This is a genomic window from Gillisia xinjiangensis (genome assembly GCF_046298265.1).
Taxonomy (GTDB): Bacteria; Bacteroidota; Bacteroidia; order Flavobacteriales; family Flavobacteriaceae; genus Gillisia; species Gillisia xinjiangensis.
In genome coordinates this window covers 16145-34927 of sequence record NZ_JBKAHK010000008.1, presented here as the reverse complement: position 1 = coordinate 34927, position 18783 = coordinate 16145, and the positions used below count along the sequence as shown (strand labels likewise).

The window sequence follows — 18783 nt, the reverse complement described above, 5'->3', positions numbered from 1 at the left end:
GAAACGAGTGAATTATTTTAATGATGCAAATCTAATAATTGCAATTGTAGGATAAAGGAAAATAATAGAAAAATGATTTTTTTGTTTATTTTATGATTACTTTTGTTAAACAAAATAAAAATGTAGAATGGAAAATCAGGAAATTGAGATAACAACCCTGGCTGGAGGTTGTTTTTGGTGCACCGAAGCTGTTTTTGAACGGATAAAGGGTGTGGTTAAAGTTATCCCCGGTTTTACGGGTGGCGATATTAAAAATCCAGCATACAGGGAGATTATTACCGGACGAACCGGGCATGCAGAGGCTATTGAAATTCACTTTGACCCTCAAATAATTTCTTTTGAAGAATTGCTTTATATCTTCTTTAGTACTCATGACCCAACAACACTTAATAAGCAGCAATATGATGTTGGAACACAATACCGGAGTGCCATTTTTTATCATTCAGAAGAACAGAAGCAAAAGGCTCTGGCAGTTATTCAACGTCTTGAAGGAGAGAAGATTTTTTCAAATAAGATAGTAACGGAAGTCACGGAGGCTTCAGCGTATTATGAAGCTGAACCGGAACATAAAGAATATTACAGCAAACACAGGCAACAGCAGTACTGCCAGGTAATAATTGATCCTAAAATCAAAAAATTGAAAGAACTGTTTTCAGAAAAATTAAAAAAAGAAAATGTATAAATATTTCGAAGAATACAATGAGGAAGTTACCGGTGAGCTGCAGGAAAACTTTAAAAACATTATAGGACATCTTGGTGAAAACATTTCCCGGGAAGGTATTGTGAAAACTCCTGAGAGGGCTGCTAAAGCCATGCAGTTTTTAATGCAGGGCTATTCCGCAGATCCAAAAAAGATATTGGAGGAAGCTATGTTTAACGAAAGTTATGACGAAATGGTGGTCGTAAAGGATATCGAGTTATATTCTCTATGTGAACATCATATGTTACCTTTCTTTGGAAAAGCCCATATAGCCTATATACCGGATGGGAAAATTGTAGGGTTAAGCAAGCTTCCAAGAATTGTGGATGTTTTTGCACGAAGGATGCAGGTTCAGGAACGCCTAACTCATGATATCCTGGAATGTATAAATACGGTCGTAAAACCAAAAGGGGTTGCAGTGGTTATTGAAGCACAGCATTTGTGTATGATGATGCGGGGTGTTCAAAAACAAAACAGTGTTACAACTACCTCGGGGTTTAGAGGACAATTTAAGAAAATTGAAACAAGGAATGAATTTTTGAAACTTATAACCTCAGACTTAAAATAAGTGGCATTTTTTTTGCGTTATTAAAACCGTAAAAACTCTAAAATGATGAAGAACCTGAAAAATAAGTTATTGATACGAGGTATCATATACGATGCCATAGGGATGGCAACCTATGCTATTCCCGTTGCAGGACCATTTCTTGATTTAATATGGGCGCCATACGCCGCAAAACAGATGAGTGAAATGTATCCCGGAAAAAAAGGAAAAATAGCTTCTGTAATTGTATTTCTTGAAGAGATACTTCCGGGCACAGATATTATTCCCACTTTTACGCTTATGTGGTTATATACCTTTGTTTGGAGTAAGGAGAAATCCCCAAAGGAAATTATAATTGAAGCGGAGGTTATATAATTCCAATAGTATACTGCTATAACAAATAAAAATAGGTTCCCATTATGGCAACCTATTTTGTTTTAAATCAATTACCTCTTAATAAGCTCAGGAGGTAACCTGTTGGGGAATTAAAAAGAAGCTTGAACGCTCAGGCTTATATTTCTACCACGATCTGGAATTCCATCCGGCTTTAGCCTTGATAAATGAGAAATATAGATTTCATTCAGCAAGTTATTTCCGCTAAATCTAAGGTTTATCATAGTTTTATTTAGATTGAAAGAACCTCCAATTCCTGCGCTCAACAGGTTATAACCGGGAGTATTGGTTTCAAATGCACTCATATTTTCCTGATCCAGTACACTTTTCACAGTTAAAAAACTATAAGTGTTTTTAAACCAGGCTGCTTTTTCAAATTCAACCCGAAGGGTGTTTGTGATGGAAGTCGCTGGAATTAATGGAAGGTTTTCCCCATCTTCTTTTTCTCCCTTAACAATGGCTAGACTGCTTTCCAGGTGAAGCCAGTCAACAGGGTGGGGGTGAAGGTGAAGTCCTGCTTCGCCGCCGTAGAGTTTTGCATCATTTTGAAGATATTCAAAAACCGGATCTCCTTCAATAAACCTGTTGGTAGGATTAAGGAATATATAATCGTTTATATTGTTGTAAAATACATTGGTAAAAAGTTCGAAATGCTCATTTCTGTATTCCAATGCAAGATCCAGTTGAAGATTTTGTTCATTAGTAAGATCAGGATTTCCAAGTTCAAAACGATTGGTTCCTTCATGGGATCCGTTTGAAGTTAATTCGGCAAGATTAGGAGCCCTAAATCCGGTTGCAACATTAAACCTGCTAATGAATTGAGAAAAAAGGTCGTATTTAATTCCGAAGGAACCATTATAGCTGTTGAAGCTTTTGTCTATAGGAGCAAAATATTCATCTTCCCCAAAAACTCCCATTTCCCGGCTTTCTATAACTCTATTGTCAAATCGTACTCCTGCCTGAATATCCAATCTATCCAAATGATAATGCGTTAAGGCTAATATTCCTACATCGCTAACATCAGCATTGGGAATAAGGATTTCTTCGCCAAAATTTTTATTGGTTTGAAACATTCCCTGAACGCCAAAAATTGTTTCAAAATTTCCCCATTTAGCAGAATTGTATTTCACATCGTAATTTAAAGTTTCAAGGTGCATTTCAAGTGCGGGGCCTTCCTCTTCTTCGCCATTTTCCACTTCATTTCCCTCTTGACCGTGATGATCTTCAAATTCTTTTCTGTTATTAAAAAGATAACCAACTTTTATATCCAGACTGGAATTATTAAAAAATAATTTATTGTCGAAGCTTAAAATATGATTGTCTATTTGCTGATATGGTAATAATTCTTTTTTTGAAGTGGATTGCTCACCAATTTCTTCCGGAATCCCAACGGTGGAATTATTATAATTGTACCTTAAATCACCCCGGTATTTCTCATCCTGATATCCAATTCCGGTTTTGATGTCTTTTTCATCAAATCTTGAATTTGTCACCCTCATTCCTTTTCCGGTTTCATAATCACTATGGGTAGCGTAATTTCCCCGCACCAGAAATTTTAACCGATCTCCCGAGGTTTTAAATCCGGCATTGGTTTCGGTTCCAAGGGAATTAGAGTGATACGTGATGCCTGCATCAACTTCGGTGTCGGCTGGTAGGGCATATTTTTCAGGATTTAAATATAGAACACCACCCAAAGCATCGCTCCCATAAAGCAGGGAAGCCGGACCTTTTATTACCTCAACACTTTCTACTCCGCTGGAACTAAGGCCAAGTCCATGTTCATCTCCATATTGTTGATTTTCGAGTCGTACTCCCTGGGCATATACCAAAACCCTGTTAGAGCTTAACCCTCGTATTACAGGCTTTCCTATTCCCGCTCCTGTTGTTACCGTTTCAACACCTGGAAGGAGGGCAATGCCTTCTGCAAGGTTTACAGCCCCGGATTTATTAAGATTATCTATCGTTTCGCGTTCAACTCTTACAACATTCTCACTTTGTAATTTATGAAATGGGGTTGAAACGATCACTGCTTCCATTTCTATTGCTGAAGGCTGAAGCTTGATTATTAATTCTTCATCGAATGGAAAACTAACGTTAAGCGTACGTGTGGAATATCCTATTGAAGAAATAACAAGATTGTAATTCCCCGGGGAAATATTATCAATTTGAAACATTCCTTCAAAATTTGTGAGTGCTCCCTTTTCCAATTTTGAGATATAAATGCTTGCCGACATAACAGGTTCGCTGGTTTCGGCGTCAATAACTTTTCCTGATACAGAATTTTGTGCAAATGTTATGGAAGATACCGCAAAGGCGAGTACCAGATAAATTAATTTATACATTATTTTTATTTAAAAAGTTAATTACCACAGATCCTTCAGGATCTGAATATGAAAAAAAATATTTGACCTATGCAGAAACCGGAGGGCCTCTTAGCTCAAATGATAATTTCTGGTAATCACTTAAAAACAGGTAAGAATTAAAAAACTTCTTGTTTATAACAAGAGGTTGAAGAAGATTAAAGTTTTGAATTTCGAAAGTAAGAAATGGAGTGGATTGTAATTTACAGAGTTCACAATCAATGTTTTTTTTATGCAGGTGCGTATCCGAATGATTGTCGCACACCACAATTTCTTCGTGAGTAAACATATGACTGATGCTAATAACTGAAGGCAGCAACAAAGCCGCCGACATAAAGAGCAATACATATTTCTGAAAGAAACTCACTTTTTTTAATTTAAGAACCTTGAAAGACCAAGTCTGGACAACATTTTTTTTTCAAATTTCCAGAAAAAGTCGAACTGTCCAAAGATCCAACCAAATAAAACCAATAAAATTTGATAAATAGGGAAGATCAAAAGAATTCGAACCGCCCAATATAAATACCAGGGAGATGTATCCCTGTAAATTCCGAAAAAATCACAAACAGGTCCGGCAATTTTTACAGCAGAAGAACCCGTAATCGCAAAAACAATAAGAATAACGATGATCTGAAAATTAGAATCGATACCCCAACGCTGCTTTAATTTATTCATGATGCAAATATACCATATAGGGATTTATAAACAAACCGGTTACTAAATTCTTGTTGGAACCGAAAATCGTTGATTGTATTCTCGGGAAAGAAAAACAAAGTAATTATATAATAAATAATTAACATCATAACCATAATCTATGTTAGGATCATAATTGATTTGCTGAACATATAAATTAGGATTATAGCGAAAAGGTTGGTTTACACGGGCATTGTAATCTGAAACCAAAAACCGGTTTTTGTTTTCAAGGTAGGATTGAGAATGATAGCCTTTTGGCCTGGCAATGGAATTAATAAATAAATTAAACCCGGGTTCTATAATAATAACTTCGTATTCCAGGCTGTCATTTGCAATCCTCACGGTGTCATTGGCCATGGCTTTTCCTGTGTTATTTAAATTACGGTCTCTACTTGTGCCGCAGCTATAAATAAATAAACCCAATATCAATATGTAGATTAAATTTTTCATAGTTTCTATTTAATTTCATTGTTGTCCGGTAAACATTTTTGTGAAAACTGTAAATTCACATTCAAGGGGATTTTTAATAAACAAACCTTACTTTTCTGAATTTTTCAATTATACCGATAATTAAAGTAATTTTAAAAAAAATAAATCATAACTAAGTGTTTATCAGTTAAATAAAATCAAGTATCGGTTCTTGATTATTGCAGTTACGCCAAAGGCGGAACGATCTATACGCTTTACCGGACATTTCTGATTTTAATTAATGGAATTAGGTTTAAACCTTTTCTTCCTTGAATATTGAAACAATCTGTTCGGCAAGTTCCATACCTATTCTGTCCTGTGCTTCAGTTGTTGCAGCGCCAATATGTGGACTAAGTGATATTCTGTGGTCCATCAATACTGTTATTGCCGGGCTTGGTTCATTTTCAAAAACATCAAGTCCTGCAAAAGCTACTTTTCCATTTTCCAGGGCTTCTATCAATGCAACCTCATCTACGATTCCACCGCGTGAAGTATTGATAATTCCAACCCCGTTCTTCATCTTTTCAAATTCTTTTTTCCCTAACACCGCTTTTTTCTGTTCAGGTACGTGAACGGTAATAAAATCGGAATGTTGGATCAGGTCTTCAACAGGCTCTGTCTTGATAGGCACTTTAACCACCTGATTATTGTAAAAATGGAGCGTTATGTTTGTTTCTCCCACTTGATCATCACTGGCAATAACTTTCATTCCAACTCCCAGGGCGATTCTGGCAACTGCTTTTCCAATTCTTCCCAATCCAATTATCCCAAGGGTTTTCCCGCGAAGTTCTGTTCCGCCGGAATAATTCTTCTTTAAATTCTTAAACTGCGTATCTCCGCTAAGCGGCATGTTTCGGTTGGAATCATATAAATAGCGAACCCCGCCAAAAAGGTGGGCAAAAACAAGTTCGGCTACAGAGGAGGAACTTGCCGCCGGAGTATTGATAACCTGAATCCCCTTTTTTCGGGCATAGGCTACATCTATATTATCCATTCCAACTCCGCCACGTCCTATAATTTTTAGAGAAGGGCAGGAATCGATAAGGACTTTTCTAACCTCGGTCGCACCTCGAACCAAAAGCACTTGTATCTTTTCCTTATTGATATAATTGGTAAGTTGTTCCTGAGCAACTTTAGTGACAATCACTTCAAAGCCTGCTTCTTCAAGTATTTTAATTCCGCTTTGAGAAATTCCGTCGTTTGCTAATATTTTCATTTTTTTTCTTTTTCCTAAAAACAATTTTTTCAAATTAGGTTTAATTATAATAATATAGGGAGGAGTTGCTGGTTGGCTATAATAAAAAACTTAAGCCTTTCTCTCCATATCGCTCATCACATCTACTAAAACCTGTACACTTTCAAGAGGCAGGGCATTATACATGGAAGCCCTGTAACCACCAACGCTTCGGTGACCCGTAAGCCCATTGATCCCCGCATCTTTCCACGATTTATCAAAACGTTCCTTTAAAGAATCCTTTACAAGGTTGAAGGTGGCGTTCATTTTTGAACGGTCTTCTTCCGCAGCAAATCCTTTAAAAAGCGGATTGATATCTATTTCAGAATAAATCAATTGTGCTTTCTTCTTGTTTTGTTCTTCAATTCCCGAAATTCCTCCCTGCGCTTTTAACCACCTAAGGTTAAGTAGGGAAACATAAACCGCATAAACAGCAGGAGTATTGTACATGCTATCCTTATCTATATGCGATTTATAATTGAGCATAGCAGGGATTTTTCTGCTTACTTTTCCCAGGATATCTTCTTTAATTATAACCAGGGTTGTTCCGGCAGGGCCCATGTTTTTTTGAGCACCTGCATAGATAAGGTCGAATTTGGAAAAATCCATTTCTCTAGAGAAAATATCACTGCTCATATCACAAACCATAGGAACCGAAGTTTTTGGGAATCTCTTCATCTGGGTTCCAAAAATGGTATTATTACTGGTACAGTGAAAATAATCTGCATCTTCAGGAACGGTATATTTTTTAGGGATATAATTGAAGTTTTTGTTTTCAGAAGAGCCAACTACGTCCACTTCTCCAAACAGCCTTGCTTCCTTAATCGCTTTATCTGCCCATGTACCCGTATTGAGATAAGCAGCTTTTTTCTCAAGTAAATTATAGGCGACCATCAAAAATTCCAAGCTTGCACCACCCTGAAGGAATAAGGCTTTATAGCCCTTATTCTCCAATCCTAAGAGTTCCAGGGACAGGCTCCTGGCTTCTTCCATAACATCTACAAAATCCTTGCTTCGGTGTGAAATTTCTAAAATTGATAATCCGGAATTATTAAAATCAAGTATTGACTGCGAAGCTTCCTGAAATACGGTTTCCGGTAAAATACAAGGGCCTGCGCTAAAATTGTGTTTTTTCATAGTGTAAGTTTTATAACAAAGATGCTAAATCAATGCTTATTTTGTGTTATTTATATGCTAATTAGTCCATCGGCAAGGTACAAAAACAGTGGTTTAAATCCCTCATTGAGGGTTTAATTACCCGAATTTTAAAAGTATTTTCCTCTCTATAATAATCGCGACATAGATTGTGGGCTTGCCCCGAGGTTTTGATTAAAAACTTTAACAGGAAGCTGAGGAGCATTTTTTCTGAAAATAGTCTTGTAAAACAAATATTTAAAATTTTGATGAGATTCCGGCATTCTAAATGCGTCGGACTAACCAAATGGGAAGCCTGCTTATCGTAAAATTATACCCTAAATAAGCATTAAAGCTTGTTCAAGAACTCGAGCGTATCAACATTATCTGCATAATCCCAAAGTTGTGGATGTTGTGTTTCGCCAAAGGGTACTTCGCTTTCCATCAAATCTTGTGAAACCACACACTGCAGGTTTTCCCTGTTTTCTTCAAGGGTTTTCATCAAAGAATCCTTATTTGTGTAGTGTTCATAAAATAAAGTTGCAATGGGGGAACCAAAACCTGGTTCTTCTTTCAGGATTAAAAATCCGTTGTCCAGCAGCTTGAAGTTGCTCATTAAATAGACCGCTTTATTATAATCGTAGTTATTGGAGTATTTGGCGTGATTCATTAAATGTGCCCAGGGAAGCATTGCGTTAAAAAATGAATCGAAATTATAATTTAAGGGAACATATAATTTAGAAACATTGCGACATCCCAATCCAAAATATCTAAAAATATCTTCTCCTAGTAACTTCAGTTCCTCCTGGGTTTCACCTCCGGTGAGAATTGCCACAGAATTTCTGTTTTTTCGAATAATAGACGGTTTATTTCTGAAATAGTATTCAAAGTATCGGGCAGTATTGTTACTTCCCGTAGCGATTATTGCATCAAAATTATTCATTCTGCCATCTGTAAATTCAATTATATCACGAAATTCAGGATTTAAGGCTTTTAAGTAATCAGAAATGATAGGTAACAATTTTTTATCATTGGAAGATAGTTTGGTTAAAACCTTATTTCCGGCTAATAAAACCGAAATAAAGTCATGGAAACCAACCAGGGGTACATTCCCTGCCATCACAAGGCCAATGGTTTTTGGTTCTCCCTGAAAATTATAAGGTTTTAGCCATTTCTGCAGATTTTCTTCTGAAAGGGCCTTACTCCATGCTTCAAGAGAAAAAAGAACATTCTCCCTGGTGAACCATCCGTTATAATGAACAGCCATTTCAATTTGCTCCAACATCTCGTCAAAAAAAGGATCGTTATTGGTCAGATCGGCTCGTTTTTTTATCTCCGAATTTTTAAACTGACTTAAAAAAACTCCGACCTGAATTAAATAAGATTTTCGTTGCTGGATTGTCATAGTGCTTATTTGGTTATGAACTGTTTTGGCTTTAAATTTGTGACGACAAAATTAAAAGTTATCAATTAGAATACGTCTATAATTTCCTGAAAAGAAACATAATTTGATTTTGAAGGTTCAGGAACTATTCATTTAGACTTAATAAAACAACTATGGCAATTATAATAACAGATGAATGTATAAACTGTGGAGCTTGTGAACCAGAGTGTCCTAATACAGCTATTTATGAAGGTGCAGATGATTGGCGTTACGCCGATGGGACCGATCTTAAAGGTAAAGTGGTTTTAACCAATGGTAAAAATGTAGACGCAGAAGAGGCTCAGGAGCCTATAAGTGATGAGATTTATTTTATAGTTCCCGATAAATGTACAGAATGTAAAGGATTTCATGATGAGCCTCAATGTGCAGCGGTTTGTCCTGTAGATTGTTGCGTTCCTGATGATTCCCATGTAGAAACGGAAGAAGAATTATTGGCAAAACAGAAATTCCTGCATCACGATTCATAAAGTCGTTGGAATTAAACATAAAAAATCCCGCTTCCGGCGGGATTTTTTATGTTTTAAATTATCATTTACAATTTACGAAACTGCATATTTTAATTCATTCCTGTAATAAGAAGGGCTTTTTCCGGTAAATTTTTTAAACTGTTTATTAAAATGACTAAAATTATTAAATCCACTTTCAAAACAAACATCCAGGATACTCATTTGCTTTTCATGTAATAATTTAGCGGCATGAACCAACCTGTATTCATTTACAAACTGAACAAAGGTTTTTCCGGTTATTTTCTTAAAGTATCTGCAAAAAGAGGGAACGGTCATATTGGACATCCCGGCAATTTCTTCCAGGGGAATTGGGCGTTTAAATTCTTCCTTCACAAAATTAAAAATTACATTAATCCTGTTGTTATCCTGAAGTTCTGCCTCAAGTATAAAACCTTGTGCATTCAGGATGGTATAGTTTTCAGCTTCAGACAGCTGATGCAAAATATTCAAAAGTCCTGCTAATTTTTCAAAGTTATTCCTGGTTTCCAGATTTTCTATTTCTTTTCCAATCCTTCTTTTCTCCTCACCATGAAATACAATCCCCATTTTCGAGGTTTCCAAAAGCACCTTTATATTTTTCATCTCGGGTATGTCAAAAAAGGAAGCGCCTAAAAAATCTGGCTTAATTTGAATCACAGTTTCACATTCGTGATCGCTAAGACTATCTGTGAAGCCGCAATGCGGCAGGTCAGACCCTATTAAGATCAAATCTCCTTTCCTGTAATAGGAAATATGACTTCCAATTTGTCTTTTGCCTGAACCACCATTTACATATACCAACTCCAGTTCCGGATGATAATGCCAAAATGTATGATTTTTATTTTGCTGATTTTTATTATATATCCGGTAGGAAAATGAACTTCCAAAGGAAGGCACTATTTTTTCGAATTTCGGTTTTAATAGATTTTTCATGAATATACATTATTTAAATAAGAATAATTTAAACAGGATTTCAGCCTTTCTCGTTTACAAAATTAACGTAATTATGTGCTTTTTTACCTTATTTTAATGTTAAGTAAACTTTAAGAGGTTAATATTATACATTAATAGGGTTATTTAATTGTATTTATCCTTCAGAACACACTCTATATTTGTTTCATAATTATTAAAGTATTAACCTTTAAATTGAAAATTATGAAAAATGTATTTAAAAATGCTTTGTTGGTATTATTCCTAAGCATAGGATTTATGATGGGAGCTGCCGAAGATTTAGATGTTAAGGTCTTAGACGGACAAAATTTGAAAGTAGAGCTTAATAGAGGTGAAAAAGGAGATATTCTTTTATTGAAGGATACTTTTGGGAAGGTTCTTTTTAAGGACAGCATTGGTAAGATGGGAGCTTATGAAAAGATATTCAATCTTGAATTGGTTCCAAACGGTATTTACTACCTAAATCTGGATAAAAAAGGCAGTCTGCTTATTACTTCTATTGAGAAAACAGAAAACGGACTGGAAATCGACGAACTATCAGGGTTTGTTTTTAAACCTTGTTTTGAAATTGAGAAAAGACAGGTTAGAGTCTTTTTGAGTAATCCCGGGCAAATTATTGCGGAAATGAAGGTCTATGACTCTAAAGGGATTTTAGTTGGAAAGCTAAAAAGCAGGGAGCTGACCATTAAAAAAACATTGGATTTTTATGATGTTCCATCCGGTATCTATAACGTGGAGATCATTATTGATGGTCAGAAGTTTTATAAAGCATTGAAGATTGGTTAAAAAGACTGTAAACCTTAACAAAAAAAATCCTGCTTATTAGCAGGATTTTTTCATCATATATATTATTTATCAGGACAGCTCTCTTTTTAAGAAGATCACTGCCATAGGAGGAAGCGTTAAAGAGACCGAATGGGCCTTATCATGTGTAGGCGTAGCTTCTGAATTTACAAAATCCTTGTTTCCTAAATTACTGCCGCCAAAATTATTAGCATCACTGTTAAAGATTTCATGCCATTTTCCAGCTTCAGGAACACCAATTCTGTAATTTTCTCTGGGAATAGGAGTAAGATTACATACTACCAAAACATTGTCTTTATTATCCTGCCCTTTTCTCAGGAAACTGATGACGCTGCTATCTGCATCCTTAAAATCGATCCATTCAAAACCTTCCGGCTTAAAACTTTTTTCATAAAGTGCCGGTTCGGTTTTATATAGATGATTTAAAGCAGCTAATGTTCGCTGAATTCCTTTATGCGAATCTTCATTGGTTAAATGCCATTCCAGACTGGAATCGTGATCCCACTCTGAATTTTGTCCGAATTCACCTCCCATAAATATCAGTTTGGTTCCAGGATGTGCAAACATATAGGAATAAAGTGTTCTTAGGTTTGCAAATTGATTCCACCGGTCCCCGGGCATTTTACTTAACATAGACTTTTTCCCATAGACTACTTCATCATGGGAAAGCGGAAGCATAAAATTTTCGGTAAACGCGTAATTCGTACTGAAAGTGATCGTATTTTGATGATGTTTTCTATGAACAGGATCTTTCTGGAAATATTCAAGCGTGTCATGCATCCAGCCCATCATCCATTTCATTCCAAATCCTAAACCTCCCATATAGGTTGGTTTTGAAACCATAGGCCAGGCCGTAGATTCCTCGGCAATAGTAATGGCATCGGGAAACTCATCATAAACAACCTCATTGAATTCCTTTAAAAAGCTTATTGCTTCCAGATTTTCATTTCCTCCAAATTCATTGGGTTGCCATTCCCCATCTTTTCTGGAATAATCCAGATAAAGCATAGAAGCTACCGCATCTACCCTTAACCCATCGGCATGGAATTTATCAAGCCAAAACAATGCATTGCTTATAAGAAAAGCCCGTACCTCATTTCTTCCATAATTGAAGATATAGCTCTTCCAGTCCGGATGAAATCCCTTTTGTGGATCTTCGTGTTCAAAGAGGAAGCTCCCATCATAATAATGCAATCCGTGAAGATCGGAAGGAAAATGGGAGGGAACCCAATCCAGGATTACTCTAATGCCGGCCTGGTGCAAGGCATCTATGAGGTGCATAAAATCCTGCGGTGTTCCAAAACGGCTGGATGGCGCAAAATATCCGGTAACCTGGTATCCCCAGGATCCAAAGAAAGGATGTTCCATAACCGGCATAAATTCTACGTGGGTAAAGCCCAATTCATTAAGATAGCCGGGAAGCTCATGAGCCATTTCTTTATAAGAGAGTGACCTGTTGCCATCTTCCGGAACCCTTTTCCAGGAACCAATATGCAATTCGTACGCGGAAACAGGTTTTTCTTTTCCGACATTCTTTTTCCGGTTTTCCATCCAGTTTCCATCGCTCCAGGTATTTTCAAGATCCCATACCACAGAGGCGGTATTGGGCGGTATTTCCCACATGAATGCGAAGGGATCCCCTTTTTCAGCTTCATAACCGGAATTGGAACGGATAAAATATTTATAAATACTTCCTTTTTTTGCCTCCGGGATAAATAATTCCCAAATACCCGATTCATCCTGTCGCGGGATCATTTCATTGGCATTTTTAAACCAATTATTAAAATCACCTATTACAGAAACCTCCCTTGCATTGGGTGCCCATAACGCGAAGTAAACACCTTTGAATCCTGCAGAATCAACAATGTGAGAGCCCAGTTTTTTATAAAGATGAAAATGTTTTCCTTCCTTAAAAAGATGCACATCATATTCTGAAATGAGAGAGACTTTTTTCAAAGTTTCTAAGGCTTTTTTATCCCGTTCTTTTAACTTGATATCTTTCACAGTGCTTTTCCCTGATTTTTTATCCGAGGTCTTTTTTGTGCTGGTAGTTTTTTTTGCTGGTGATGTTTCCTTACCGATTGTTTTTCCTTTTGCAGGTGCTTTTTTCTTTGCCTTCACCGGTTTTTTCTCTGTCTCTTTGGTTTCAGATATTTTTTTCTTGCTGCCTCCACTATCGTTTACTTCTTCAGAAGCGGTTCCTTTTTTAAGATCTTTATTGGAGATCTTATCTTTTTTAGCTGGGTTTTTATTTACTTCTTTTTTAGCCATTTCTATACCTCCCTATTATTGATTTTATGCCCCGCAATGGTATTAATAACCAATCGGGTCTATTATTAAGTTCGTAATTAAGTTCATAAACCGCTTTTTCAAGTAGAAAGGTTTCCATTAAGATATCAAAATCTTCCTGCTCTTTTGGGATAAAATTACTTTCTCCCACGGTGTCTAAATACCCCTGAAGGTAAATTCTGGTTACATGATAATACCAGGATTCTGCCCACTTTTCGAGATCCTTTTCTTTTTTCTGTTGGTTGAATTCAGGCTCCATTATACTGCTATAGGCGGCATAATGAAAAGATCTCACCATTCCCGCAATATCCCGAAGAGGGGAACGCTTCAATCTTCTTTCGCTAAATGCCCTTGCAGGTTCTCCTTCAAAATCAATAATAATGAAATCTTTTCCAGTCCATAGTACCTGCCCTAAATGATAATCGCCATGAGTTCTTATTTTCATAATGGGTATTTTGTGCTTGTATACCCGTTTAAAACATTTGAGGACATCACCCTTCATATCCAGAACTTCTTTAGCCTCATCCCTGAATTCTTCCGGTAAATTTTTAAGGTTTTTCTGTAAATTCTGAAAGGAACTTCTGGTTAAAGTTTGCAAGGAGGAAAATAAAGATCGCTGATAATGTAAAGTAAAAGGTTCAGGTTCAAAATCATTTTCTTCCGGTTGTGAACCTAGTGCCTGATGCATCTCTGCAGTTCGTTGGCCAAGCAGATAAACGCGTTCAGGAAATATAACCCCTATTAAATCTTTATAAGATTGCGGTAATTCCTGATATGGAAGAGCAACCGTAAGAGGTCCGGCAGCAAGTTCTATATTTATATCTTTTTTTGTCAACACCCTTTCAAAAAACCGTTCTAAAGAATCTTTGGTATAATCCCATGCATCTCCCTGATTGGGGATTAAATCCTGCATCATGCCTAAAACAATAGTGCTTTTTTCAGTGGGGTTGTATTCAATAGCTCCAACAAATTTAGGAGCATTTTTATAATCGGTTTTTTCAGATAAATACCGGGTGATCTCAAGATCAGGATTGATGGTATTGTCGAGTTTTCGGTATAATTTCAGAAAATATTTATCATCATAAATAAGGGACGTATTGCTTTGTTCGGCATTGAGTACTTTTGAGTGAATCTCACCTTTATCCATAGATGTGCTTGCTGTACTGTGGTAAAAAGTCAGCCTTCCGGATCCACTTTGTATTTTTCGTCCTTTTCGTATATTTTGGAAAAGCACATTTCTGAAATCTTCATTATAAACGGAATCAAATAAAACACCTTCTTCCTCTTTAAGTTTAAGATGGCAGATAATCCCTTTTTTGGGAATTTCTTTAATTACTTCCTCTTTTTTATAGGATGAAAAAGAAATAGGTAGCTGATAAACTTCCGGCATTCCATCGTTGTAATTTACCTCAATGGTAAGAAGGGTTGCCTTTTGTTCTGTCACAGGAATATTTAGGTGACCCACTATCGAAATATTTTGAATAACCCTTGACTTTCCACCAAACCATCGGCAGGATTTAAGGTAGGAAGGAAGAATATTATTTTCCAGTTTTGCCCGTATCTTATTTTTAAACAGGTCTTCCCAATCTTTAATTTGAAGGGAAGGCAACTGGGAATCATTTTCAACAGATCCTTTTTGTTCTTCCAGTAAAAACCAATAATACCCATGAGGATTCATTGTAAATAAGTAGGGCTGTTCGGTTATTTTTGGAAATTTATTATGGCTGAATACCTCAACCGGAATATAACCCAAATAGGCTGAAAGATCCAGTTCTGCAGGTTGTGAAAACCTGGATAGATTTATTAGAATCAATATTTCCTCTTCCTGATAGGTTCTGGTGAAGGCTAAAATTTTGGCATTTGAAGGAGATAGGAATTTAATATCACCACGGCCAAATGCCTTAAATTTTTTCCGCATTCCTATTACCCGTTTCATCCACCAGAGCAGGGAAGAAGAGTTCATCAACTCAGATTCAACATTTACCGATTCATATTTGTATTCCAGATCAGTGATGACTGGAAGGTATAGTTTATGCGGATTTGCTTTAGAAAACCCTGCATTTCTATCGGCGGTCCATTGCATTGGAGTTCTTACTCCGTCCCGGTCACCCAGATAAAAGTTATCCCCCATTCCAATTTCATCCCCATAGTAAATTACAGGAGTTCCTGGCAGGGAAAACAAAAGCATATTCATCAATTCAATCTTGTTACGGTTATTTTCCAGTAAAGGAGCTAGCCGATGCCTTATCCCAACATTTATTTTTGCCTGAGGATCTTTGGTATATACCTTATACATATAATCCCGTTCCTCATCTGTCACCATCTCCAGGGTCAATTCATCATGATTTCTCAGGAATATTGCCCATTGGCAGGATTCTGGAATTTCAGGAGTTTGGTCTATAATGTCTATAATAGGGTAGCGGTCTTCCATTTTAACGGCCATGAACATCCTGGGCATTATTGGGAAATGATAATTCATATGACATTCGTCCCCATCACCAAAATAGGCGGCAGAATCTTCAGGCCACATATTTGCTTCCGCAAGTAAAAGTTTGTTGTCAAAATGTTTATCTACGTGGGCTCTTAATTTCTTCAGGAATTCATGCGTTGGAGGTAAGTTCTCACAATTGGTGTTTTCTCGTTCATAGAGGTAAGGAACTGCATCAAGGCGAAAACCATCTACTCCCATTTTACACCAAAAATCCATGATCTTAAAAATTTCGGCCTGTACATTTGGATTGTCAAAGTTAAGATCGGGTTGATGGGAAAAAAACCGATGCCAGAAATGGGATTTCGCTACAGGATCCCAGGTCCAATTCGATGGTTCGGTATCGGTAAAGATAATCCTTGCATCTTTGAATTTATTTGGATCTTCGCTCCACACGTAATAATCCCTGTAATTGGAATCTTTAGGTGCCTTTCTGGCCCTTTGAAACCAAGGATGTTGATCGGAAGTATGATTTATAACCAACTCCGTAATTATTTTTAATCCGCGTTTATGAGCTTCTTTTATAAGTTTTTTAAATATTTTAATATCACCGTAAGAGGGATTAATCGTGTAATAATCGGCAATGTCGTACCCATCATCTTTTAAAGGAGAAGGATAGAAAGGAAGCAGCCAGATTGCGGTTACTCCAAGGTCTTCCAGATAATCCAGTTTTTCCATTAAACCGGCAAAATCCCCAATCCCATCCCCATTACTGTCATAAAATGCTTTTATATGTAATTCGTAGATGATGGCATCTTTATACCAATATAATTCCTCTTCTATATTTGATTGGTTTAACATAGCTGTTTTATTTATTCTTTTCTTTTTGGTGATTTTCTATTTTGAAAATATGTCCCGGAATTCCCTGTGGATGCAAGGCAACATAATTCCATTCATTTTCCCATACATATTTGGAATCGGTTAACAGGTCTGTGATGGTAAAGGGGAAATTCTCCTGAAGGTTGAATTGTTTTAAAGGAACTTTAATCCATCCTGTCTGACTGAATTTTGGATCGAGGCTAATAACAACCAGAAGTTTATTCTCTAAATCCTGGCTAATTTTGGAATAACAAATCAACATATCATTATCGGTGTCACAAAACTCGATATTCCATGTGGTTTGTAAGGCCTCATTTTCTTTTCGTATCCAGTTTAATAAGGTTATAACCTCCTTAATTTTTGTGGAGTTTTCCCAATCCCAATGCTTTATTTCATATTTTTCAGAGTGCGTGTATTCTTCTTTTCCCGGATAAGCTTCATTTATTCCAAATTCAAATAACGGCCCATACATCCCCCAGTTGGAGGAAAGTGTTCCTGCCAGTAATAGTCGTATAAGGAATGAGGGCTCTTTTTTGTTTTCGAGGGAAATAGGCAGAATATCAGGAGTATTAGGCCAAAAATTAGGTCTGAAATACTCCCGCATTTGTGTTTTTGAAAGTTCGGTTAGGTATTCCTGAAATTCTTCTTTGGAATTTCTCCAGGTAAAATAAGTATAGGACTGCGTAAATCCCACTTTAGCAAGTTTTTCCATTACTCTTGGCCTTGTAAAGGCTTCTGCAAGAAATAAAACCCCATCATGTTTTAAATTGATCTCCTTGATAAGCCATTCCCAAAAAATAAAAGACTTCGTATGTGGATTGTCCACCCTAAAGATCTTAACACCTTTATCTATCCAAAATTCCACAATGCTTTTAAGTTCTTTCCAAAGGTTCTCCCAATCTTCTGTTTCAAAATTCACAGGCAGCACATCCTGATATTTTTTAGGAGGGTTTTCAGCATATTGAACAGTGCCATCCGGACGCCACTTAAACCATTGTGGATGTTCCTTGACATATGGATGATCCTGGGAACATTGTATTGCAAAATCTAATGCAATCTCCATTCCCAGTTCATTAGCCTTGGAAACCATGCTTTTGAAATCGTTCATGGTTCCCAGTTCCGGGTGTATGGCTTTATGCCCGCCATCTTCTGAACCAATAGCCCATGGAGATCCCGGATCATTTGGGCCGGCTTCGGTGGCATTATTCATTCCTTTTCTAAAACTCCGTCCAATAGGATGAATAGGAGGCAGATAGATCACATTAAATCCCATTTTTGCGATTTCGGGAAGTATTTTTTCACTGGTTTTAAAAGTTCCGTGGGCTCCTTCGGTTGGGGAAGTAGAACGCGGGAAAAATTCGTACCAGGCACTAAATAAAGCTCTTTTACGCTCCACCTGAACTTCAAGAACCTTGCTGTAGCGGCTTGCCTTGGTTTGATCCCGGAGGCGGAACATCAGGTTGGTTACTTCCGGACTTAATGCAAGGGCAACAGATTCGGTCTCAATTTTGTCTCTTCGAAGTTCTTCAATCCAGGATGTGAGTTTCTTTTTTTCTGAAGCATTAGCACGTGCCATGGCCTCATCCATCATTTCAACTCCTATAAGCAACTCTGTGTCCATTGGCTGTCCGGCTTCAAATTTCTTTTTTAGGCCATATTGCCAGGTAGAAAAGTGATCTATCCAGGCTTCAATGGTATATTCATAGCTACCTGTTTTTTCATTCTTAAATCTGAAAGTCCATTTGTCGTTTTCTGCAGATTCAGATAATTGTTCCTGCCATTTTTTTTCTTTCTCTGTGCCTTTTTTCTTCTCTCTGAACAACAAAAGTGCATTTACTTTATCATGACCATCTCCAAAAATGTCGGCTGTGACTTTTATTTCTTCATTAATTACTCTTTTAATTGGATATCTTCCGCATTCAATTTCCGGATTTACATTTTCTATAATTACTCTTTTATGGCCGTCTATACTCATGA

Annotated in this window: 15 protein-coding genes; 5 read left to right on the top strand and 10 right to left on the bottom strand. The window is 36.8% G+C overall.

Annotated features, from left to right (window positions below):
- Window positions 1-127: 127 nt before the first annotated feature.
- Genes msrA through ACKGJN_RS13520 form a run of 3 tightly spaced genes read left to right on the top strand, consistent with a single transcriptional unit; the run spans window position 128 to window position 1619 of the window.
- Window positions 128-682: a peptide-methionine (S)-S-oxide reductase MsrA gene (msrA, locus tag ACKGJN_RS13530; RefSeq protein WP_409540083.1), complete on the top strand. Its 555-nt coding sequence runs from the start codon at window positions 128-130 to the stop codon at window positions 680-682.
- Window positions 675-1268 carry a GTP cyclohydrolase I FolE gene (folE, locus tag ACKGJN_RS13525; protein ID WP_409540082.1) on the top strand — a complete coding sequence of 198 codons (594 nt, stop codon included), beginning with the start codon at window positions 675-677 and terminating at the stop codon, window positions 1266-1268. Before msrA ends, folE begins: the two co-directional genes overlap by 8 nt.
- Window positions 1269-1310: 42 nt before the next feature.
- Window positions 1311-1619 carry a hypothetical protein gene (locus ACKGJN_RS13520; protein ID WP_409540081.1) on the top strand — a complete coding sequence of 103 codons (309 nt, stop codon included), beginning with the start codon at window positions 1311-1313 and terminating at the stop codon, window positions 1617-1619.
- A gap of 110 nt (window positions 1620-1729) precedes the next feature.
- Here ACKGJN_RS13520 and ACKGJN_RS13515 read toward each other — a convergent pair whose 3' ends face one another.
- The 6 genes from ACKGJN_RS13515 to ACKGJN_RS13490 all read right to left on the bottom strand — a co-directional run bounded on the left by ACKGJN_RS13515 (window position 1730) and on the right by ACKGJN_RS13490 (window position 8931).
- Window positions 1730-3979, bottom strand: a complete 2250-nt coding sequence (locus tag ACKGJN_RS13515) for a TonB-dependent receptor (protein WP_409540080.1) — start codon at window positions 3977-3979, stop codon at window positions 1730-1732.
- Between the two features lie 390 nt (window positions 3980-4369).
- The gene (locus tag ACKGJN_RS13510; protein WP_409540079.1) at window positions 4370-4672 is read right to left on the bottom strand and encodes a DUF6787 family protein; all 303 of its coding nucleotides are present in this window, start codon (window positions 4670-4672) and stop codon (window positions 4370-4372) included.
- Between the two features lie 42 nt (window positions 4673-4714).
- On the bottom strand, window positions 4715-5140 hold the full coding sequence (locus ACKGJN_RS13505; RefSeq protein ID WP_409540078.1) for a DUF6146 family protein: 426 nt from the start codon (window positions 5138-5140) through the stop codon (window positions 4715-4717).
- 271 nt (window positions 5141-5411) lie between these two features.
- Entirely contained in the window at window positions 5412-6374 is a 963-nt protein-coding gene (locus ACKGJN_RS13500; protein WP_409540077.1) for a D-2-hydroxyacid dehydrogenase, read from the bottom strand.
- A gap of 90 nt (window positions 6375-6464) precedes the next feature.
- Complete coding sequence (serC, locus tag ACKGJN_RS13495; RefSeq protein ID WP_409540076.1) at window positions 6465-7529, bottom strand: 3-phosphoserine/phosphohydroxythreonine transaminase; 1065 nt, start codon at window positions 7527-7529, stop codon at window positions 6465-6467.
- Between the two features lie 346 nt (window positions 7530-7875).
- Window positions 7876-8931 (bottom strand): acyl-CoA reductase, encoded by a 1056-nt coding sequence (locus tag ACKGJN_RS13490; protein WP_409540075.1) that lies wholly within the window; start codon window positions 8929-8931, stop codon window positions 7876-7878.
- 152 nt (window positions 8932-9083) lie between these two features.
- On the opposite strand from ACKGJN_RS13490, the gene ACKGJN_RS13485 reads away from it, so the two are divergent.
- Window positions 9084-9437 (top strand): 4Fe-4S dicluster domain-containing protein, encoded by a 354-nt coding sequence (locus ACKGJN_RS13485; protein WP_409540074.1) that lies wholly within the window; start codon window positions 9084-9086, stop codon window positions 9435-9437.
- 72 nt (window positions 9438-9509) lie between these two features.
- Here the strand turns inward: ACKGJN_RS13485 and ACKGJN_RS13480 are convergent, their stop codons facing one another.
- Window positions 9510-10388 carry an AraC family transcriptional regulator gene (locus ACKGJN_RS13480; RefSeq protein ID WP_409540073.1) on the bottom strand — a complete coding sequence of 293 codons (879 nt, stop codon included), beginning with the start codon at window positions 10386-10388 and terminating at the stop codon, window positions 9510-9512.
- A 222-nt stretch (window positions 10389-10610) separates the two neighbouring features.
- Here ACKGJN_RS13480 and ACKGJN_RS13475 point away from each other — a divergent pair, with 222 nt between their 5' ends.
- Complete coding sequence (locus tag ACKGJN_RS13475) at window positions 10611-11192, top strand: hypothetical protein (protein ID WP_409540072.1); 582 nt, start codon at window positions 10611-10613, stop codon at window positions 11190-11192.
- A 69-nt stretch (window positions 11193-11261) separates the two neighbouring features.
- Here the strand turns inward: ACKGJN_RS13475 and glgB are convergent, their stop codons facing one another.
- Genes glgB through ACKGJN_RS13460 form a run of 3 tightly spaced genes read right to left on the bottom strand, consistent with a single transcriptional unit; the run spans window position 11262 to window position 18781 of the window.
- Complete coding sequence (gene glgB / locus ACKGJN_RS13470) at window positions 11262-13481, bottom strand: 1,4-alpha-glucan branching protein GlgB (protein WP_409540071.1); 2220 nt, start codon at window positions 13479-13481, stop codon at window positions 11262-11264.
- The gene (gene treS, locus ACKGJN_RS13465; RefSeq protein ID WP_409540070.1) at window positions 13474-16788 is read right to left on the bottom strand and encodes a maltose alpha-D-glucosyltransferase; all 3315 of its coding nucleotides are present in this window, start codon (window positions 16786-16788) and stop codon (window positions 13474-13476) included. The genes glgB and treS overlap by 8 nt, the downstream gene beginning before the upstream one ends.
- Before the next feature lie 7 nt (window positions 16789-16795).
- Window positions 16796-18781: an alpha-1,4-glucan--maltose-1-phosphate maltosyltransferase gene (locus tag ACKGJN_RS13460; RefSeq protein WP_409540069.1), complete on the bottom strand. Its 1986-nt coding sequence runs from the start codon at window positions 18779-18781 to the stop codon at window positions 16796-16798.
- Between the last annotated feature and the right edge of the window lie 2 nt (window positions 18782-18783).